At 53.3% G+C, this 15,968-nt stretch carries 15 protein-coding genes; 9 read left to right on the top strand and 6 right to left on the bottom strand.

Annotation, left to right across the window (positions count from 1 at the left end; genetic code table 11):
* Window positions 1–101: 101 nt before the first annotated feature.
* From METLA_RS0110330 to METLA_RS0110320, 3 genes are all read left to right on the top strand, one after another.
* Complete coding sequence (locus tag METLA_RS0110330) at window positions 102–1,748, top strand: PD40 domain-containing protein (RefSeq protein WP_024298481.1); 1,647 nt, start codon at window positions 102–104, stop codon at window positions 1,746–1,748.
* Window positions 1,749–2,095: 347 nt separating this feature from the next.
* Window positions 2,096–2,566, top strand: a complete 471-nt coding sequence (locus METLA_RS0110325) for a M23 family metallopeptidase (RefSeq protein ID WP_029646586.1) — start codon at window positions 2,096–2,098, stop codon at window positions 2,564–2,566.
* A gap of 3 nt (window positions 2,567–2,569) precedes the next feature.
* The gene (locus METLA_RS0110320; RefSeq protein ID WP_024298479.1) at window positions 2,570–3,292 is read left to right on the top strand and encodes a hypothetical protein; all 723 of its coding nucleotides are present in this window, start codon (window positions 2,570–2,572) and stop codon (window positions 3,290–3,292) included.
* Window positions 3,293–3,374: 82 nt separating this feature from the next.
* Here METLA_RS0110320 and METLA_RS0110315 read toward each other — a convergent pair whose 3' ends face one another.
* The gene (locus tag METLA_RS0110315) at window positions 3,375–4,262 is read right to left on the bottom strand and encodes a carbon-nitrogen hydrolase family protein (protein WP_024298478.1); all 888 of its coding nucleotides are present in this window, start codon (window positions 4,260–4,262) and stop codon (window positions 3,375–3,377) included.
* A complete protein-coding gene (locus METLA_RS0110310) occupies window positions 4,252–4,851 on the bottom strand; it encodes a GNAT family N-acetyltransferase (protein WP_024298477.1) in 600 nt (199 codons plus the stop codon). Before METLA_RS0110310 ends, METLA_RS0110315 begins: the two co-directional genes overlap by 11 nt.
* Before the next feature lie 560 nt (window positions 4,852–5,411).
* Between METLA_RS0110310 and METLA_RS0110305 the strand changes: the two genes are divergently transcribed.
* Both METLA_RS0110305 and METLA_RS21445 read left to right on the top strand, forming a co-directional pair.
* A complete protein-coding gene (locus METLA_RS0110305; protein ID WP_024298476.1) occupies window positions 5,412–6,338 on the top strand; it encodes a multicopper oxidase domain-containing protein in 927 nt (308 codons plus the stop codon).
* Window positions 6,339–6,353: 15 nt separating this feature from the next.
* Entirely contained in the window at window positions 6,354–7,367 is a 1,014-nt protein-coding gene (locus METLA_RS21445; RefSeq protein WP_051459768.1) for a multicopper oxidase domain-containing protein, read from the top strand.
* An 89-nt stretch (window positions 7,368–7,456) separates the two neighbouring features.
* Here METLA_RS21445 and METLA_RS0110295 read toward each other — a convergent pair whose 3' ends face one another.
* Window positions 7,457–7,711, bottom strand: a complete 255-nt coding sequence (locus METLA_RS0110295; protein WP_024298474.1) for a Rho-binding antiterminator — start codon at window positions 7,709–7,711, stop codon at window positions 7,457–7,459.
* A gap of 185 nt (window positions 7,712–7,896) precedes the next feature.
* Between METLA_RS0110295 and METLA_RS0110290 the strand changes: the two genes are divergently transcribed.
* On the top strand, window positions 7,897–8,616 hold the full coding sequence (locus METLA_RS0110290) for an SIMPL domain-containing protein (protein ID WP_024298473.1): 720 nt from the start codon (window positions 7,897–7,899) through the stop codon (window positions 8,614–8,616).
* Between the two features lie 212 nt (window positions 8,617–8,828).
* On the opposite strand, the gene METLA_RS0110285 is transcribed toward METLA_RS0110290, so the two are convergent.
* Complete coding sequence (locus tag METLA_RS0110285) at window positions 8,829–9,932, bottom strand: Do family serine endopeptidase (RefSeq protein WP_024298472.1); 1,104 nt, start codon at window positions 9,930–9,932, stop codon at window positions 8,829–8,831.
* A 421-nt stretch (window positions 9,933–10,353) separates the two neighbouring features.
* Between METLA_RS0110285 and METLA_RS0110275 the strand changes: the two genes are divergently transcribed.
* From METLA_RS0110275 to METLA_RS0110265, 3 genes are all read left to right on the top strand, one after another.
* On the top strand, window positions 10,354–11,391 hold the full coding sequence (locus METLA_RS0110275) for a transporter (RefSeq protein WP_024298471.1): 1,038 nt from the start codon (window positions 10,354–10,356) through the stop codon (window positions 11,389–11,391).
* 110 nt (window positions 11,392–11,501) lie between these two features.
* The gene (locus METLA_RS0110270) at window positions 11,502–12,671 is read left to right on the top strand and encodes a sialidase family protein (protein ID WP_024298470.1); all 1,170 of its coding nucleotides are present in this window, start codon (window positions 11,502–11,504) and stop codon (window positions 12,669–12,671) included.
* A gap of 28 nt (window positions 12,672–12,699) precedes the next feature.
* Window positions 12,700–13,236 (top strand): TlpA family protein disulfide reductase, encoded by a 537-nt coding sequence (locus METLA_RS0110265; RefSeq protein ID WP_024298469.1) that lies wholly within the window; start codon window positions 12,700–12,702, stop codon window positions 13,234–13,236.
* 431 nt (window positions 13,237–13,667) lie between these two features.
* On the opposite strand, the gene METLA_RS0110260 is transcribed toward METLA_RS0110265, so the two are convergent.
* Complete coding sequence (locus METLA_RS0110260) at window positions 13,668–14,660, bottom strand: zinc-dependent alcohol dehydrogenase family protein (RefSeq protein WP_024298468.1); 993 nt, start codon at window positions 14,658–14,660, stop codon at window positions 13,668–13,670.
* Window positions 14,661–14,786: 126 nt separating this feature from the next.
* Window positions 14,787–15,968: a type III PLP-dependent enzyme domain-containing protein gene (locus METLA_RS0110255; RefSeq protein ID WP_024298467.1), complete on the bottom strand. Its 1,182-nt coding sequence runs from the start codon at window positions 15,966–15,968 to the stop codon at window positions 14,787–14,789.

The raw sequence follows: 15,968 nt of genomic DNA, 5'->3' as shown, positions 1-15,968 counted from the left end.
TCAAGATTCCTCTGTTCCAGTGGCTTAAGAAAGTTTCAATTTTAAAGCTAGCTATACTTTTTAAGCTTTAGTTTTTCTTATTAATCTAGGGAGGAGATCCTGTGAAATATTTTAATCGAAACCTGTTGTGTATAGCTGTTCTAGCTGCTATGACGCAACACAATGCCATAGCGGGCAGCACCGCGATGGTCAGCGTCAATGCCCAGCAAATCGTCGGTAATGGCAGCAGTAACGATGCTTCATTATCGAAAGGCGGGACTGCAGTCGCATTCGAGTCCGATGCCGAAAATCTAGCATTCGGCGATGGCAACAACGCCACAGATGTATTTCTGAAGACCGGTGGCAAAGTCGTTTCCCGTATCAGCGTGAACAACTTGGGTCAGGAAACCAGAAACGACGATTCCGATTGGTGGTCGCCTGATGATTTTGCAGATAGCGAAAATCCATCCCTATCCGCCGATGGCAAGCTGGTGGTATTTCAATCGAATGCAGATAATCTGGATCTGCTAACGTTGGATAGTAATCTTGATACCGGCAATGATAAAGAGACGGACATTTTTCTGCGGGATGTCGCCAAAAAGAAAACCTACCGTCTCAGCGGCATTATGGACGGCGCTGATGGCTTGATAGATACCGCGAATTCGAAGGATATTTTCGGTAAAGCTTTATCCAAAATCGATGCGCCATGGAGAGTTGTTATCGAGGCTAACGACGCCAGCACCAATCCTGTCATTGCCGGCACACTCAAGGCAGGCTTTGTCGCATTCGAGTCGGAAGCGACGAACTTAATTCCCGGGTTTTCGATGAGTGCTAGCAATAAGAAAAATATTTACTTGCTCGATCTTAAAACCAAGACAATCGAATTGATTAGCGCTGTCCACACAGCCGGAACCAACACGCCATCCGATGAAGCTAAAGACAACTCGCCTGCCACAGTCAGCAGCACAAATCCGGCAATATCACCGGATGGACGTTTCGTCGCTTTTCAAAGCACTGCTACCAACTTGGTTTCGGGCGTGACGGGCACGTCGAAAAGGGATACTTTTCTTTATGACCGGCTTACGTTCAGAATGTACCAGCTTAGCGGCGCCTTAGAGGCTACCTCTGCAACGGGATTTTCCGTTTCTACTGAAGGCAATGACGACAGTTCTAACCCCTCGATTACCGGAGGCGGCAAGGGCAAAAGCTACCTGATCGCTTTCGAATCGAAGGCGGACAATCTTGATTCAGTTGCTGCTGACGTTGGTGACAACGATTCAGATGTGTTCGTTGTCGAATTTCAGCCCGGCTCTTCGAACGACCCTCAAGACGACTTGAGTAAAGGCGAAATCAAGTCCGTTAAACGTATCAGTGCCCCACATGGCGTAGATGGTAATGTGACTGGAGAGGCTTCTAGGGAAATAACTAAGAATGCAGAGAGTACGGCCCCTGTTATTGCGGGTATTTCCACAGCCTATACCGTGGCGTTTAGGTCAACCGCCGATAATCTTATATCGGATCAGTTGGGTTTGGGCCTGTTCTGGAATGGGGATACTAATAACAAAGCCGACATTTATGTTTATGACAGCAAAACCAATCTGATGTCGCGCGCCAACGTCGATTCCGGGGGTGAACAAGGAGCGGCTGATGCAGCTGGGCCCGCTATTTCGCCGGACGGAAAAGCTATTGGGTTTGACACCGCGGATGATTATCTGGTCCCATTTTTTGGCGACAATGACAAAACTCAAGTCTACATCCGCAAACGTTAACTCCTATTGAGTCAATATTAAAAGGCCCGTATTGCGGGCCTTTTTTTTCTCGCCCTGTCAGCCGGTGATGCATGATTTTGCATTTTGAGGGCTGCCTCTGCTTTCTTTCCATGAGTCCTGTAGGGCAATGACATTTCGCATGACTTACAGCTTGTCTCAGTTTTTTTTGATTCGACATGAAGGCCGGTATTGGGGTATGCTTTTTGCTTAAGAAATAATTAAAATGTTTGGGCTGATTCGAAATCAACATCGGTATGAGAGGTTGCAAATACAAGCCAATGGATGCCAAATTCAACATAAGCAAACGTGAATGGGGTGGGATTGCGCTCCTGGCTTTGCTTTTCTTTATGCTCGACATCGGACTCTTTCTCGAACAAGACCTGATCATTCCGGTGGAAGGCGCAACCGCGAAGGACTGGAATCGGGATGCGTTCTGGCGCGAACCTTGGGGAAAATCCGGTGTCCATAAAGGCATCGATATTTTCGCGCGCCGGGGAACGCCCGCTCTGGCGGCGGCTTCCGGCGTGGTCGTGTATCAGGGCGAATTGAAACTCGGCGGCAATGCGCTGATGATCTTCGATTCGAAATGGCGTCTGCATTATTACGCTCATCTCGACTCGGCAACGGTCGGCATGGGGACTTGGGTGTACAAGGGGAATGTGGTCGGCACGGTTGGAGACAGCGGGAACGCCCAAGGCAGGCCGACGCACTTACATTATTCGATCATGAGTCTGATTCCTTACCTCGACCGGTATTCCACGCGCACGGAGGGATGGAAACTCATGTTTTATCTGAATCCTACTGATTATCTGCGCTGACGTATGAAAAATACAAACGACGACGATTCAATCGCGAAAGCGCTCCAGGAGCGCTATACTCGCATACTGGGGGTGGATGAGACACTGGCGCCCACCGGAGTGCCTAAGAAAAGCCCGCGGCGGTATGTGTGGATTTTCATGATAACCCTAGTGATATTGGCCACGGCGTTTGGCGGCTGGTATTTCCTCAGGCCGCCTGCGTTGATCCCAACGGATGTCGCGGATACTTCTGCCGAAACGGAGCCTCAGCAACCGCAGCCCGGTCCTGCGCACTCGGTACCACTCCAAAAAACCGAGGCGGGGCAGTCGGAGCCGCTTATTTCTGAACAAGCCGTCTCGCACGCGAATGAGGGAGAATCCGCGGCGCCTGCTGAATCCGGTGATTTGGCGAGTATGTATAAGCAGCAGCTTTCCGAGTCGCGCCCTTCGAGCAATGGAGAGATGAAGCCTAAACCGGCAGTCCCCGGCGCATCGCTAGTCGTTCTATTATCGACAACATCGAAAGATGAAGCGATCGAGCGCGCCAAGGAACTTATTAACAGCGGTAACCCGAGCGAAGTGATATTAAGCGCATCGGGTTACTATGGTGTCGTGCTGCGGCGCGAGACCTACGAACAAGCCCAGGCCGCGATCAAAGTGCTTGTCGCCTCGGGCGTCGCCAAGACAGCGCCTTACATCATGTCCTCGGATCGCGTTAAAGAGCGGGTCTATCCTGAAATACGCTAAGGATTCGGGCAAAATGACGGCGCAGATGACCTGCGAGATTCTCAAAACCTCGCAGGTCCGGGCTGTTTTTCGCGGTTAAATCCTAGGCGTTGTTTGACGCGGTGCCGAAAGCCGGCGCATGCTGCAACGGCCAATCCCGGTAATTGAATACCTGACCGTTTTCCCGCACCCTGGCGATGCCGTCCAGATCGATTTCCGCAAACACCCACTGGCTCGCGTTCAACTCGCCGATCGCTAAAACGCCGTTATCCGGAAAGCCACGATCGACCGGCGTATAGATCGCCGCCGCGCCGATATTCACATCGACCGCTTCGGACCACGGTGCAAGGCCGACCGTCGGCGACTGCACCACATAGCACTGGTTTTCGAGCGCCCGCGCCTGGCAGCCGATGCGGACACGGTGATAACCGGCCAGCGTGTCGGTGCAGCTCGGCACCAGAATCAGATTCGCGCCCGCTTCGACCTGTTTTCTGGCCAGCACCGGGAACTCGCTGTCATAACAGACGTTGATCGCGATGCGGCCGTAGTCGGTGTCGAAACACTTCAATTCGAGGCCGCGATTGATCAGCCATTGCTCGTTCTCGAAGCGGGTCATCATCAGCTTGTCCTGATAATCGAACTCGCCGTTCGGCATGAACAGATAGGCGCGGTTGTGATAAATCTCGCCGTCGATCCGCACCGGAAACGTGCCGGACTGGATATAGCATCGATGCTTTTGCGCGAGTTCCTTGTACAGCGCGATATAGTCGTCGAGCAGAGACTGCATCGCTTCGAGCTGCTTGCTCAGCGAGGAATAAATGGCCTGGCCGAACAATGATGCGAGCTCCATGCTGCCGTATTCGGGAAACAGCAGAATCTTCGCGCCCTGGTCTGCTGCCTCGCCGACCCAGCGTTCGACCTTTTGCCGGTAATTGCCCCAGTTTTCGAGAAAACCGATGTCGTACTGCGCCGCAGCGATCTTAACTTTCATGTTTCAGCCAGAAGGTCATCGGTTTCGGGGTTTCGACTTCATCGTCCAGGTCTTTCCAGAGATAAGTCGTCTTCAGTTCGGGATGCTTCACATAGCCACGCTTGTTCCAGAACTTGTCGAGCGGCACATGATCGGCCGGCCGGCGCGGATGGTCTACAGGCCGTTCGACGCAGCAGAAGGTGATATGCTTGAAACCTCCCAGTTCCTGCGCATGCGCCTCTCTTTCCTCGAAAAAGCGCACGCCGATGCCGAGGCCCCGGTAATTCTTGTCCAGCACCGATTCGCTGCAATAAAAAACCTCTTCCAGCTTATAACCGTTTTCGATGAACGGCCGTTTCATCTCCTCGGTTTCGTACTGCATCGGAATCGCGGTCGAGGCGCCGACGATCTTGTCGCCGTCGAACGCAATCACGATCACGCTTTGTGGGCAGTTCAGATAGGTTTGCAGGTATTTTTCTTCATATTCATAAGTGCCGTCGTACAAATACGGGAACTCACGAAATACCTGGATTCGCAGACGAGCCAGTTCCTTGATATAAGGTTCGATGGCCTTGCCGCTAAATCTTGCAATGCGAATATCTTTGGACATGAAATGGATTAAAACGAGGTGAAAAAAGCGATAGTTTACCAGAGCTTATAAACCCTGTGCAGTCAGTGGCGCATTTGCCTTCTGCATTTGAGGCGATTTCCGCGAAAAATCCCACCCAATCATTCGATGAATTAATGTTTGCCGATAGGAATGAGCGCGACGGGGTTTCCAACCCCGTTGCTTACGTTTTGTGCCTTGCGCGATGGCAAAGGATACGAAACGTCACGGTCGGGTTTGCAAAACCCGACCGGCGGGTGGGGTAATCATTCACGGAAATGGTCTGAGCTATTTTACGCCATTCACCTGCTATTCCGAGCCTTCTTCTATGGATCAAAAAACAGGTCATATGCCACACCCATTCTGTGGCATATGACCTGTTTTTTTCTCAATCCCCCTCAAAAGCATTAGTTTATCGACATAAAGTAATTGGCATGCGTCTTGCCTTAAATGCGATCTTGTAGCCCGTTGTTCGATGGCAAAGCCTGAAAGCCGTCGCCGTCAAGCGTGGGATATAAAAAGACCGGGGACACCGGCAATCTCATTAACTAAAGGAAAGAAACATGCTTAAAAAATTGGGCTTTTATGCCTTGTTGCTGATAGGACAGCATTGTATTCTGCAAACCGACGCGGTGGCGGCGGTGCGAGACTTTACACTACACATCGATAACGGCGATTTAACCATCACCGGCGCAGGCGGCACCACCCTGTCGGTGTGGGGCTATGGGCAAACGGCCGGCTTGCCTATCGTGCCGGCGCCGACCTTGGCGGTCAATGAAGGCGATACGGTCAACGTGACCGTGTATAACCACCGCACGGTGCAACATAATTTTGTCGTCCAAAACGTGACGACAGATACCAATCCGATCGCGCCGGGCGGCAGCAAGGTCTATTCGTTCACCGCGCCGACCGCGGGCAGCTATCTGTACAGCGACACGCTGAACAACACTATCAACCGGGAAATGGGCATGCACGGCGCCTTCATCGTGCGCCCGGCCGACAACGGCAATACCGCCTGGAGCGGCGGCCCCGCCTATGACCACGAGCGCACCTGGGTGATCAGCGACATGGACAAGCCGCGCTGGAACGATGTCGCATCCACAGGCGGCACGGTCAACACTTCGGTGTACAAGCCGAATTATTTCATGATCAACGGCCTCGGCGGCTTCGACGCGATGATGGACCATGGCACGATGATCATGGGCATGATGGACGAGGTGACGCTGGTGCGCATCGTCAATGCCGGACAATTCAGCCACTCGCTGCATTTCCATGGCAATCACTTCGAGGTCATCAACATCAACGGCAACCGTCAGCCAGTGCCGTTTGAACAGCTAGACACGATCAATGTGCCGCCGATGAGCGTGGCCGAAGTGCTTTATACCGTCAACCAGACCGGCGAATACCCGATGCACTTTCATACCGCCCAGTCCGAGACCGCCAATGGGGTGTATTTGAACGGCGGTGCCACCATGATCATGATGCAATAATCCAGGAGGAAACCCATGAAAAAATCAGTATCCATTCTATTGTTAAGCGTCATAGGCCTGGCTTCATCGCCGCTATCGGCGGCTACCATTAACAAAACCCTCTGCGTCGGCTCGCTGAACAAGTCTCTGAGCGGTCAATCGGTCTCATTCTGGGGTTATTACGATTGCAGCGGCGGCATGATGGGCGGTGGAGGAATGGGGGGAGGTGGCATGATGGGCAGCGCAACTACCCCGGGGCCTATTCTGGAAATCGGCGCCAATGATACGCTGAACCTGACGTTGAACGTGAATATGATGACGCCGCAGGAATCGTTCCCCTATAACGGTCACACCGTTCATCTGCACGGCGCCGATGTTCAAACCAGCGAGGACGGCGTGCCCGAAACGAACGGCAACACCGTCACCGGCGATACTTACACCTGGTCGCCGTCTGTCGGGCATGAAGGCAGTTATGCCTATCATTGCCATGTGCACACTGTCAAACATCTGGAAATGGGGATGTATAGTGCCGTGATCGTGCGGCCGCGCGATGCGTCCGGCAATTTTCTGAACCGTCTGAATCAGGATCCGGCAACGGCCTATGATTATTCGCAGGTCTATGTGTTGAGTACGGTAGACCCTGCCTACCATAGCGCAAGCGGCGATTCGACGGTCTTTGCCGACTACAATCCGCAGTATTTCCTGCTCGGCGGCAAGGAAGGCAAAACGACTTCCGCGCCGGCCCAGACCCTGTCGGCGGCGAAAAATAAAAAGGTCGCGTTTCGCCTGATCGGCATGCATTCGACCAATTCGACTTTTCAAATCAAGGACGTGGCCGGCAATCTGAAAGCGTTCACCGTTTATATCCGCGACGGCCGCGCCCTGCCGACGTCGAAGACCGTGACCAGTTTCGACATTTCGCCGGGCCAGAAGGCCGACTTGCTGGTTACACTGCCTTCGACATCAAGCACTTGGTATCCGCAAGTGGTCTATAAAAAGCTGCGCGATAATGCGCCTTACGCGACCGTATACGGCAAAATTACCTTTTAACGGAATTTCAAAGCGGGACGGGATTTCCTATCCCGTCCTCAGCAGTGGACGGCGTTTCAAACGCCGTCCAGCCAAGATCCTGTGCGTTGTTAAAACGCCACTTCTTTAAAAGACGCATTCGGCGTCAATGTTGTCATCCGGGCGAGTTGGTTCAGTTCGACCTGCTGTTTCTGCCCGTTGTCGATCACCAAAAATTCCCGCTTTTCTGCCGTCGTCATCACATCGACCAACTTGCCTTCAAGACTTTGGCCGTCTTTGAATTCGAGTTTGACCCGGTAGCCGTACATGCAGGCGATTTCGATGTAATCGTGCAATTCGCAGGAGATAGCGTTGCATTGCGTCATGACAGTGTCTATTTAACGTTGTTGTGAAAGCCGGCATTTTAGCGCGGTATGGCGCAATTCCGGCAACGGATTTTTGTTGAATGGCTTGTGATTGCTTTAATGGTAACTTAGCATATATGTTAGTCTAATCGCGCCCAGCCTTTGCCTAGGCTGATCCATTTTCAAGCCCAAAGGACATCAGAGTTATGAAGAACATCACTGCTATCGTTGTCATGCTGCTATCGTCAATGACCGCTGCCATGGCAAAAGAATTGCCGGAATTTCCTTTTATCTACGTCGGGGGAAGTGCGGAAAAGGAAGTCCCGCCCGATATGGCGACAATTACCTTCACAGTAGAAGTGCAGGACTCGAAACCGGAGGCTGCGCTTGATGTGGTTTATAAACGGGGAGTGGAGTTGATTGCGTTGTTCAAAGAAATGGGAATTCCGGAACACGATTTTGAAACTTACAACATAGACAAACAGTACCGGAAAGATGACGAAAATCAAAAAATCAGCGGTTATGAGGTAACGCAGCGCTTCAAGGTCAAGCTGCGTGGTCTGACGCATTACATCCCTTTGTACGAAAATTTGCTGAAAATGAAGAACGTCGTGGATATCAACGCGGATTTCGACATCGTGAAGCGAAAAGAGATCGAGGCAAATTTGATGGCTGAGGCTTGCGCCGATGCGAAAAAACAGGCTGAGAATATGGCCAATGGGATTGGCGTTAAACTGGGTTCTGTATATGGTATTTCGAAACTCAGTTTTGATGCTATTGGAGACAGATTCAATGCGCCTGGCTATTTCAAAAAAAGCATGATGGGTAGCGACGACAGAAGCTCATCGCAAATCATTTTTGCTCCTGCCACGATCATGCTTAGAAATAGCGTCAATGTGATTTATAAGATGGAAAACCAACGATGAAAAAGCGTATCGGTAAAAATTCAAAATATCCAAAGGGTAATCTGTCCATACCATCGCCGTTCTCTGCATTATTCCAGGCGAAGGAACTATGACTGTTGGTGACATTTGCATGCCCTCTGTTATGCAGCGATACCGGTGTCTGTATCGACCACGCTTGAGCTGCGGTTCGGAACGCCGTAAAGCGTTACAAACCGCGGACTTTCGATCGAAGATTAATACGGCTGCGGCCGTCTGACCGCGACCGGTTTGGCGATCCTGGCCTTGATATTCAGTTCGCCACCGTCGCGCAGGATATCCAGGCTGACCATGTCGCCGACCTGCATCAGGGCAATGTGATTGTGCAGCTTGGTGGCGGAGTCCACGGCTTGGCCGTTCACCGCAATCACCACGTCGCCTCTTTGCAGTCCTGCGTTCTCGGCTGGCGAGCCCGGCACGATGCCGGCTATCACCGCACCATGCTGCTGTTTGATCCCGAACGCACTGGCTAGGTCCGGCGTCAGGTTCTGTATCTGAATGCCGAGCTGGCCGCGTTGAATCTTGCCGAACTGAATGATCTGGTTGACAACCTGATTGGCCAGGTTGATCGGAATCGCGAAACCGATGCCGACGTTGCCGCCGCTGGGGCCGACGATCGCGGTATTGATGCCGATCAGTTCGCCTTGCAGATTGACCAAGGCGCCGCCGGAGTTGCCGGGATTGATCGAGGCGTCGGTTTGAATGAAGTCTTCGTAGCCCTCGATGCCCAGGCTGCGGCGGCCCAAGGCGCTGACGATACCCGAGGTGACGGTTTGCCCCAAGCCGAAAGGGCTCCCGATCGCGACCACAAAATCGCCGACCTGCAAACTATCCGAATTACCTTTCGGTAGTTCGACCAGATTGCCGCCGGGTATCTGGATCAGTGCCACATCGGTGGTCGGGTCGCTGCCGACCAGCTTGGCTTCCACATTGCGGCCGTCCTGTAGCGTGACGGTGATCTTGTCGGCTTTGTCGATCACATGGTTGTTGGTGATGATATGGCCCTTTAAGGCGTCGATGATCACGCCCGAGCCCAGGCTCTGTCTTTCGCGTTCCAGCGGCATATTCGGAATGTCGAAAAAACGCCGGAAGAACGGGTCGCGCAGCAACGGGTTTTCTTCGTAGCGGATTCGTGTCCGGGTCGAAATATTCACGACGCCGGGAACGACTTTTTTGAGCATTTCCGGCAGCGGGTTATTCACGAGAGGCAAGTAGGCCGCCGCATGAGCCGGCTGCAAGCCGATTGTCAACATGACTAACAACATCGTGTATTGGAAATGGCGGAATATTTGCGTTTTCATATTACCGGTCCTTAATTTTAGGGTTTACCCCTATGAAGAATAAATTCATGCCGGTTATGCAACGGAAAATGAATTTCTGTAAGTTTCCGGCGTTGTATGCCTGGATTGCGGTGATAAAGGAGAGGGTTAAAAATCAAAACCTAGCCGCCTTAAGGTAAAATCAATTTCGCCTTGTGCACAGTAAGTAAATGGTTTAATTTATTATTGGTGAGAGACAAAATACCCAAATGTTTGGCGCCATTAGAACAAAGCAGGGTCAAGAAAAATAGTGGTATGAATACCTAGCAAAATCCTAATAAAGGGTTGGCAGAAGCATGCCGTTGAATGTCAGGTGTCTCATTGAATGGTCGATAGCCCATTTCGAATTCAAATAATCAATATTCATCAAAATTCTTTTTCTATCCTATAAGGAATCAAGCCTATGCAACAGTTCAAAAAAATCTTGCCGGCTATCCTTTTGGCTCCGGTCATGCTTGCGCAAAGCCGTGCGGTGTTTGCGGATCACGGATCCCTCGGTTTCGGTATCGGCACGGCCGCGCCGGTTATCACGCAAACGGCGGTTTCTTTGCCGGACGGTATGTGGGCGGGAGGCATCGTGACCAATTTCACGAGCTTCGATAGCGCTTCGGATGCTGAATTACTCAGCCTGAAGAATAATGCGGTCGACGATGCCCATGGCGATGTGCATAGCATCGGCACCTATTTGCAGCCGTCTGTGTTTGCCGCCTATGGAGTCACCGACGATCTGACGCTGGGTTTGCGGGTGCCCTATATATTGCGCTCCAACATTCGTTCGCCGGATGAGCCTGAAGATGAGGGCTCGCCTGTGGATCACGTGACCAAAATGGGCGACGCTAACGGTTTTGGCGATGTTAGGTTTTTCGGTCAGTACCGTTTTTTTCATACCGACGACAATTTGAATCATGTGGCGCTGCTTTTCAGCCTGAAAACGCCGACCGGCCGAACTTCGGTCAAGGACAATCAAGGCAATTTCTTTGAAGCGCATCATCAGCCGGGCAGCGGTTCCTGGGATCCTTCAATGGGGCTTGCCTTTACGCGAACGATGGGGGCGTTCTCCCTTGATACCAGCGGACTCTATACGGTCGCGACGAAAGGCGCGCAAAATACCAATCTGGGTGATTCGTTCGAATACAACATCGCGCTTTCCTATGCTTTCGGCGCGCCGGTGCGTAATGCGTTTTTCGCTTCCAGCAACAATGCGCCGTGGACGGCTATTTTGGAACTTAACGGCGAGTGGCGCGACAAACAAGAAACCGGCGGCTTATCCGATCCGAATTCGGGCGGCAATACGGTGTATATTTCGCCCGGCGTCCGTTTTTCCGGCGGTAAGCATTGGAATACCGCCTTGTCGTTTGGGGCGCCGATCGTAAAGGATTTTAACGGCTATCAAACACCGCCGGATTACCGGATCGTTTACCGTCTCGTTGCGGCATTTTAGTGTGCAGTCAGTCGCGTGGAGTGTTATTTTGTGACGATGAAGCGTAGGGCCTCTCTATGGCAATGAATGCGGGATATAGCTCGAGCGTGGCGTTGCGTCGACCTTCTTGGATGGGCTGGCTTTTTTTGATCGGCGCTTTCGGCCTGCTGTCCTGTGCGCAAAGCACACAGCCCGTCGATTCCGATGCGAGCCGTGTTCATGTTCACGGCGGATTGCAGGTAGCCGCGGCTTTCGGCCCTGACGGCAAATTATGGCGAGCCACGCCCGATAAACAGCATATTTATGTCGACTATTCGACCGATCAGGGCAAGACTTTCAGCGCGCCTGTGGTGATTAATCCCGAGTCGCAGCGGATCAAGGTCAGCGGTGAAAATCATCCCGGCATCACCGTCGATCGCGCCGGAAATGTCTATGTGATCTATCCGGCCGAAGGCGAAAAACAACCGGCGATGCTTTATTCCAGCGTGTCGGCGGACGCCGGCCTGCATTTTACTTCGCCCGCGCCGGTCGGCGGCAAGGAGGAAGAAGCGAACCGCTATCAAGCAAAATTAATTCCCGGCGAGGCGGGCCGGGTTTACGCTTTTTGGCATGATGAGCGCGATCGTAGCGACTGGAGGCTGCCCGGCAATGCGATTTATTCGACTGTCCTGGCGGCGAAGAGCCCTTCCGGGGAGATGGTTAGCAAGGTCGCCGACACGCTTTGCGAGTGTTGCCGCATTGCCGCGGCGTTGGACAATAAGCAGCGACCGGTGTTGCTGGCGCGCTTTATTTACCCCGGCAGTATCCGCGATCATGGCTTGATCTTGCTGCAGGAGGATGGCAAGCCGCCTTTATTGCGGCGCGCGACCGTCGATCAATGGAAGATCGAGGCCTGTCCCGAACACGGTCCGGCCCTGGCGGTCGGCGCCGACAACCGCTTCCATCTTGCCTGGTTTACGCAAGGCGGCGTCCGGCAGGGAGTGTTTTATGCGTATTCGATCGATCAGGGCGAACACGTTTCCGATCCCTTACCGTTCGGAAACGCCGAAAGGTTGCCCAGCCATCCCGACATTATGGCGCAGGGACAGCATGTCGTTCTGGCCTGGACTGAATATGACGGTGTTAAAACGCAGCTTCAGGTCATGGAGTCCGGCGACAGTGGCCAGAGCTGGTCTGCCGCGAGAGCGGTCGCCGAAGCCAGGAACGAAGCCGACTATCCTTTTTTATTAAGCCATCAGCAGGGCATTTTCGTTTCCTGGAACAGCAAAACCGAAGGATACCGCCTGATACCTCTGCATTGAAAACTTCAAAATTTCTCGATTATTTTCCATGTCACGAAAAACCCTTTTTGCCCGCCTGGTATTGATTGTCTTGGTCGCAGTCGTTCGGATCGCTCAGGCCGGTGATGAACGCTTGCCGGCCGAAAAAACGGAGGTCACCGTCCCGTCCACCACGCTGCAAGCCTTTGTTTCGGGAAGCTACCCGCAGATTTTGGCAAGCCATGCCGGTCAACCGTTCATCCTGGCGGTGTGGTCGGTCAATTGTCCATCCTGTATGAAAGACATGGCGTTGCTGCACCAAATCCACCAGGAAAAACCGGAACTCAAAATCGTCCTGCTGGCCGCCGATGATTTAAGCGCAAGCGAGGAAATTCAACAAATCTTGGGCAAAATTCATTTGGCCGATGTGGAAAACTGGGTTTTTGCGGAGGAGGACACGCAAAAACTCCGTTATGAAATGGATCCGAAATGGTATGGCGAAATACCCAGAACTTATTTCTTCGATGCGGCGCATCAACGCGAAGGCGTCAGTGGGGTATTGTCCGAGGCGGATTATCAAAACAGGATCAAAAAAATCTTACCGTAGCCGCTAACAATGGTCTGGATGTCCGTTTTCATGCTCTCTTTTCAAATCGAAACATGGGTCAAGTCTGTCTCTAACATGCTGGATACGCACTATAGGTGTGCAATCATCGCTCAAAAACCCACAAAAATCCTGTTTTTAGTGCACGATTTAATGCGTTAGGGTAACAGTCGGGACTTGCCGGGATCGGATGGCGCGGCTTTTTCAGGGTCAATCTCCTCAGCATCCAGTCTGATGGCAGAACTGCGCGGTCGCTCAATGAGGGGGCGGGTAGGCGCATTGCAATTTGGCACCAAAAATGCTGAGTAAATGATGTGTTCTAGGGATGGAGCTGTGAGTTCTCTCCTCCAATGTTGTTATGGATGTTGGCGCTTAATCGATTAGGTTAAGCGCCTTTTTTTTGTGACCGCAAATGATTTGGCGATCGGGCAGGGCTAAATCGTCAATACGATTTTTCCTTGGGCATGACCCTCTTCGATCTTTGCGTGCGCGAGCGCGGCGTCCGCCAGCGGCAATTGCTCGCCGACATGAATCTGTAAGCGGCCCTGGTCGAACCAGGTTGCGCATTGGTTCAGCATAGCCACATGCCTGTCGCGTGCCTCGTGCAAGTCCCTGAGCATCGGCGTCAGCATCAACTCGAAGCCGATCAGCAGATTGCGCATCCGGGCTTCGGCCCAGTTCAGCGCGCCGGGGTCGAGGATCGTGATCAGGCGGCCGAAATGCGCGGTGGCCGGAATGCTTTGTTCGAATACGGCAGGTCCGACCGTATCGAAAACCAGATCGCAGCCCTTGCCGGCGGTCAATTGATCGACCGCCTCGGCAAAGTCATGGGTTCGATAATTGATCACCTCGTCCGCGCCCAGCGCCTCGACGAATTCGGCTTTTTGTTCGGAGCTGACCGTCGTGATCACGCGCGCGCCTTTCAGTTTCGCGAGCTGTATCGCGACATGGCCGACGCCGCCCGCGCCGGCGTGGATCAGCACGGTTTGGCCGGCCTGCAGGCCGCCGTGGTCAAAGAGCGCGCCCCAGGCGGTGATCAACACCAGCGGGGAGGCGGCCGCTTCGGCGAACGACAAGGTCGTCGGCACCAAGCCGGCCCAGCGTTGGTCCAGCACCGTATAGTCGGCATAGTTGCCTTGTTCGCGGCCGAGTCCGCCATGACAGAACCAGACCTTGTCGCCGGGTTTGAAGCGGTCGACCGCGGCGCCGACCGCGACGACTTCGCCCGCACCGTCGCAGCCCAGTACCGCCGGCAGCGGATTCGGGAAAAACACGCCCCGGCTGCGGACCTTGGTGTCGATCGGATTGACGCCGGCCGCATGCAGTTTGACCTTGATGTCGGTCGGCGAGGCAATTTGGGGTTCGTCGATGTCCTGGAGCGACAAGACTTCGGGGCCGCCGGCGGCGGTCATCATGATGGCTTTCATGGCAATTCCTGTAGTCAATTAATGGCTGATGTTACGCATTGTCCACGAAAATCACGAAAGGCACGAAAAATTTTATGGCGCAATCCGTTAACCGTGGCTTTCGGATAGTTAATTTTGACCGAATCCTTAGGCGGTGAAGGCCGCTGCCGGGTTCAAGAATCTATCCCGTTCGCATCGCCATTGTCTGCGAAAATCATCAAAGCTGAACTGTTTCACGCAGTCGAGCCTGCCGTCGCCGGCGATATAAATATCGGGCAGGTTGCAGCCGTTGAAACGATTCGCCTTGACCAGGCTATAGGCGCCGACGTGCGTGAACACGACCCTGTCGCCGATCGCGAGCGGCGCCGCGAAGCGGTATTCGCCGAACAGATCGCCGGCCAGGCAGGTGCTGCCGGCTAGAATCGCCGCATATTGGCCTTCCGGCTGATGCTCGGCCAGGTCGGGCCGGCGCTGGTATTCGAACACCTCGGGATGATGGTTGACGCTGGTGTCCAGAATAGCGACGGTCTTGCCGTCGCTGATGAAAACATCCAGCACCGCCGCGACCAGATGGCACGCGTTGCCGACGACCGCCTTGCCGGGCTCGATAACGGCTTGCACGCCGTAGCGGCTTTCGAGCCGCAGGATGAGATCGATGAACGGGCGATGGTCGGTGATGTTGCCGTATAAATAGCCGCCGCCGAGATTGATCCAGTCGAGTTGGCCTAGCTTGTCGCCAAAACGGTCTTCGATCTTTTGCAGGGTTTCGATCAACGCGCTATAAGCGGTCGCGGAAAAGCTGTTGTGCAAATGCAGACCTTCGATGCCCGCCCAGGAATCCAGACTTTCGAGGTCCTCGATCGCCACGCCGAGTTTGGAATGCGGGCGGCAAGGGTCGAAGCGTTCATCATTTAAATTGGATAGCTTCGGGTTGATCCGCAGTCCGGCCGATGCCTTGCCGCGCAACGCCGGGCTAAAGCGCTGAAATTGGCTTAGCGAGTTGAAGCTGATATGGGTGCAGCACTCGCTCAAGGCGTCGATCTGATCCGGCCGGATGCCGGGCGTCGTCAGATGAATGCTGCCGGTTTCTTGCAGGATTTCTTTCGCGAGCCGGGCTTCAAACAGCGAGCTGACCGAAAAGCCGTCGACGAAGGGCCTTGCCGTTTGCAAGACCTCCGACAAGGGCAGCGACTTGATCGAATATAACAGGTTGACGCCGCTCTGTTTCTTCAGTTCGGCCAGGGTTTGTAAATTGGCGCGCAGGGCGTCCTTATCGATCACGAAGGCGGGCGAAGTCGCCAGTCCGCTCTTTATTGTGTTTAAATCCAT

It is taken from the genome of Methylomicrobium lacus LW14, from assembly GCF_000527095.1.
Lineage (GTDB): Bacteria > Pseudomonadota > Gammaproteobacteria > Methylococcales > Methylomonadaceae > Methylomicrobium > Methylomicrobium lacus.
This window is presented reverse-complemented; position numbering and strand designations above follow the sequence as displayed.

Excerpts from the sequence above, each read along its gene's own strand:
- METLA_RS0110315 (WP_024298478.1), bottom strand. The coding sequence starts at position 4,262 with ATGAAAGTTAAGATCGCTGCGGCGCAGTACGACATCGGTTTTCTCGAA.
- METLA_RS0110305 (WP_024298476.1), top strand. The coding sequence starts at position 5,412 with ATGCTTAAAAAATTGGGCTTTTATGCCTTGTTGCTGATAGGACAGCAT.
- METLA_RS0110260 (WP_024298468.1), bottom strand. The coding sequence starts at position 14,660 with ATGAAAGCCATCATGATGACCGCCGCCGGCGGCCCCGAAGTCTTGTCG.
- METLA_RS0110270 (WP_024298470.1), top strand. The coding sequence starts at position 11,502 with ATGGGCTGGCTTTTTTTGATCGGCGCTTTCGGCCTGCTGTCCTGTGCG.
- METLA_RS0110325 (WP_029646586.1), top strand. The coding sequence starts at position 2,096 with ATGCTCGACATCGGACTCTTTCTCGAACAAGACCTGATCATTCCGGTG.
- METLA_RS0110310 (WP_024298477.1), bottom strand. The coding sequence starts at position 4,851 with ATGTCCAAAGATATTCGCATTGCAAGATTTAGCGGCAAGGCCATCGAA.
- METLA_RS0110295 (WP_024298474.1), bottom strand. The coding sequence starts at position 7,711 with ATGACGCAATGCAACGCTATCTCCTGCGAATTGCACGATTACATCGAA.
- METLA_RS21445 (WP_051459768.1), top strand. The coding sequence starts at position 6,354 with ATGAAAAAATCAGTATCCATTCTATTGTTAAGCGTCATAGGCCTGGCT.
- METLA_RS0110275 (WP_024298471.1), top strand. The coding sequence starts at position 10,354 with ATGCAACAGTTCAAAAAAATCTTGCCGGCTATCCTTTTGGCTCCGGTC.
- METLA_RS0110285 (WP_024298472.1), bottom strand. The coding sequence starts at position 9,932 with ATGAAAACGCAAATATTCCGCCATTTCCAATACACGATGTTGTTAGTC.
- METLA_RS0110290 (WP_024298473.1), top strand. The coding sequence starts at position 7,897 with ATGAAGAACATCACTGCTATCGTTGTCATGCTGCTATCGTCAATGACC.
- METLA_RS0110265 (WP_024298469.1), top strand. The coding sequence starts at position 12,700 with ATGTCACGAAAAACCCTTTTTGCCCGCCTGGTATTGATTGTCTTGGTC.
- METLA_RS0110255 (WP_024298467.1), bottom strand. The coding sequence starts at position 15,968 with ATGGATTTAAACACAATAAAGAGCGGACTGGCGACTTCGCCCGCCTTC.
- METLA_RS0110320 (WP_024298479.1), top strand. The coding sequence starts at position 2,570 with ATGAAAAATACAAACGACGACGATTCAATCGCGAAAGCGCTCCAGGAG.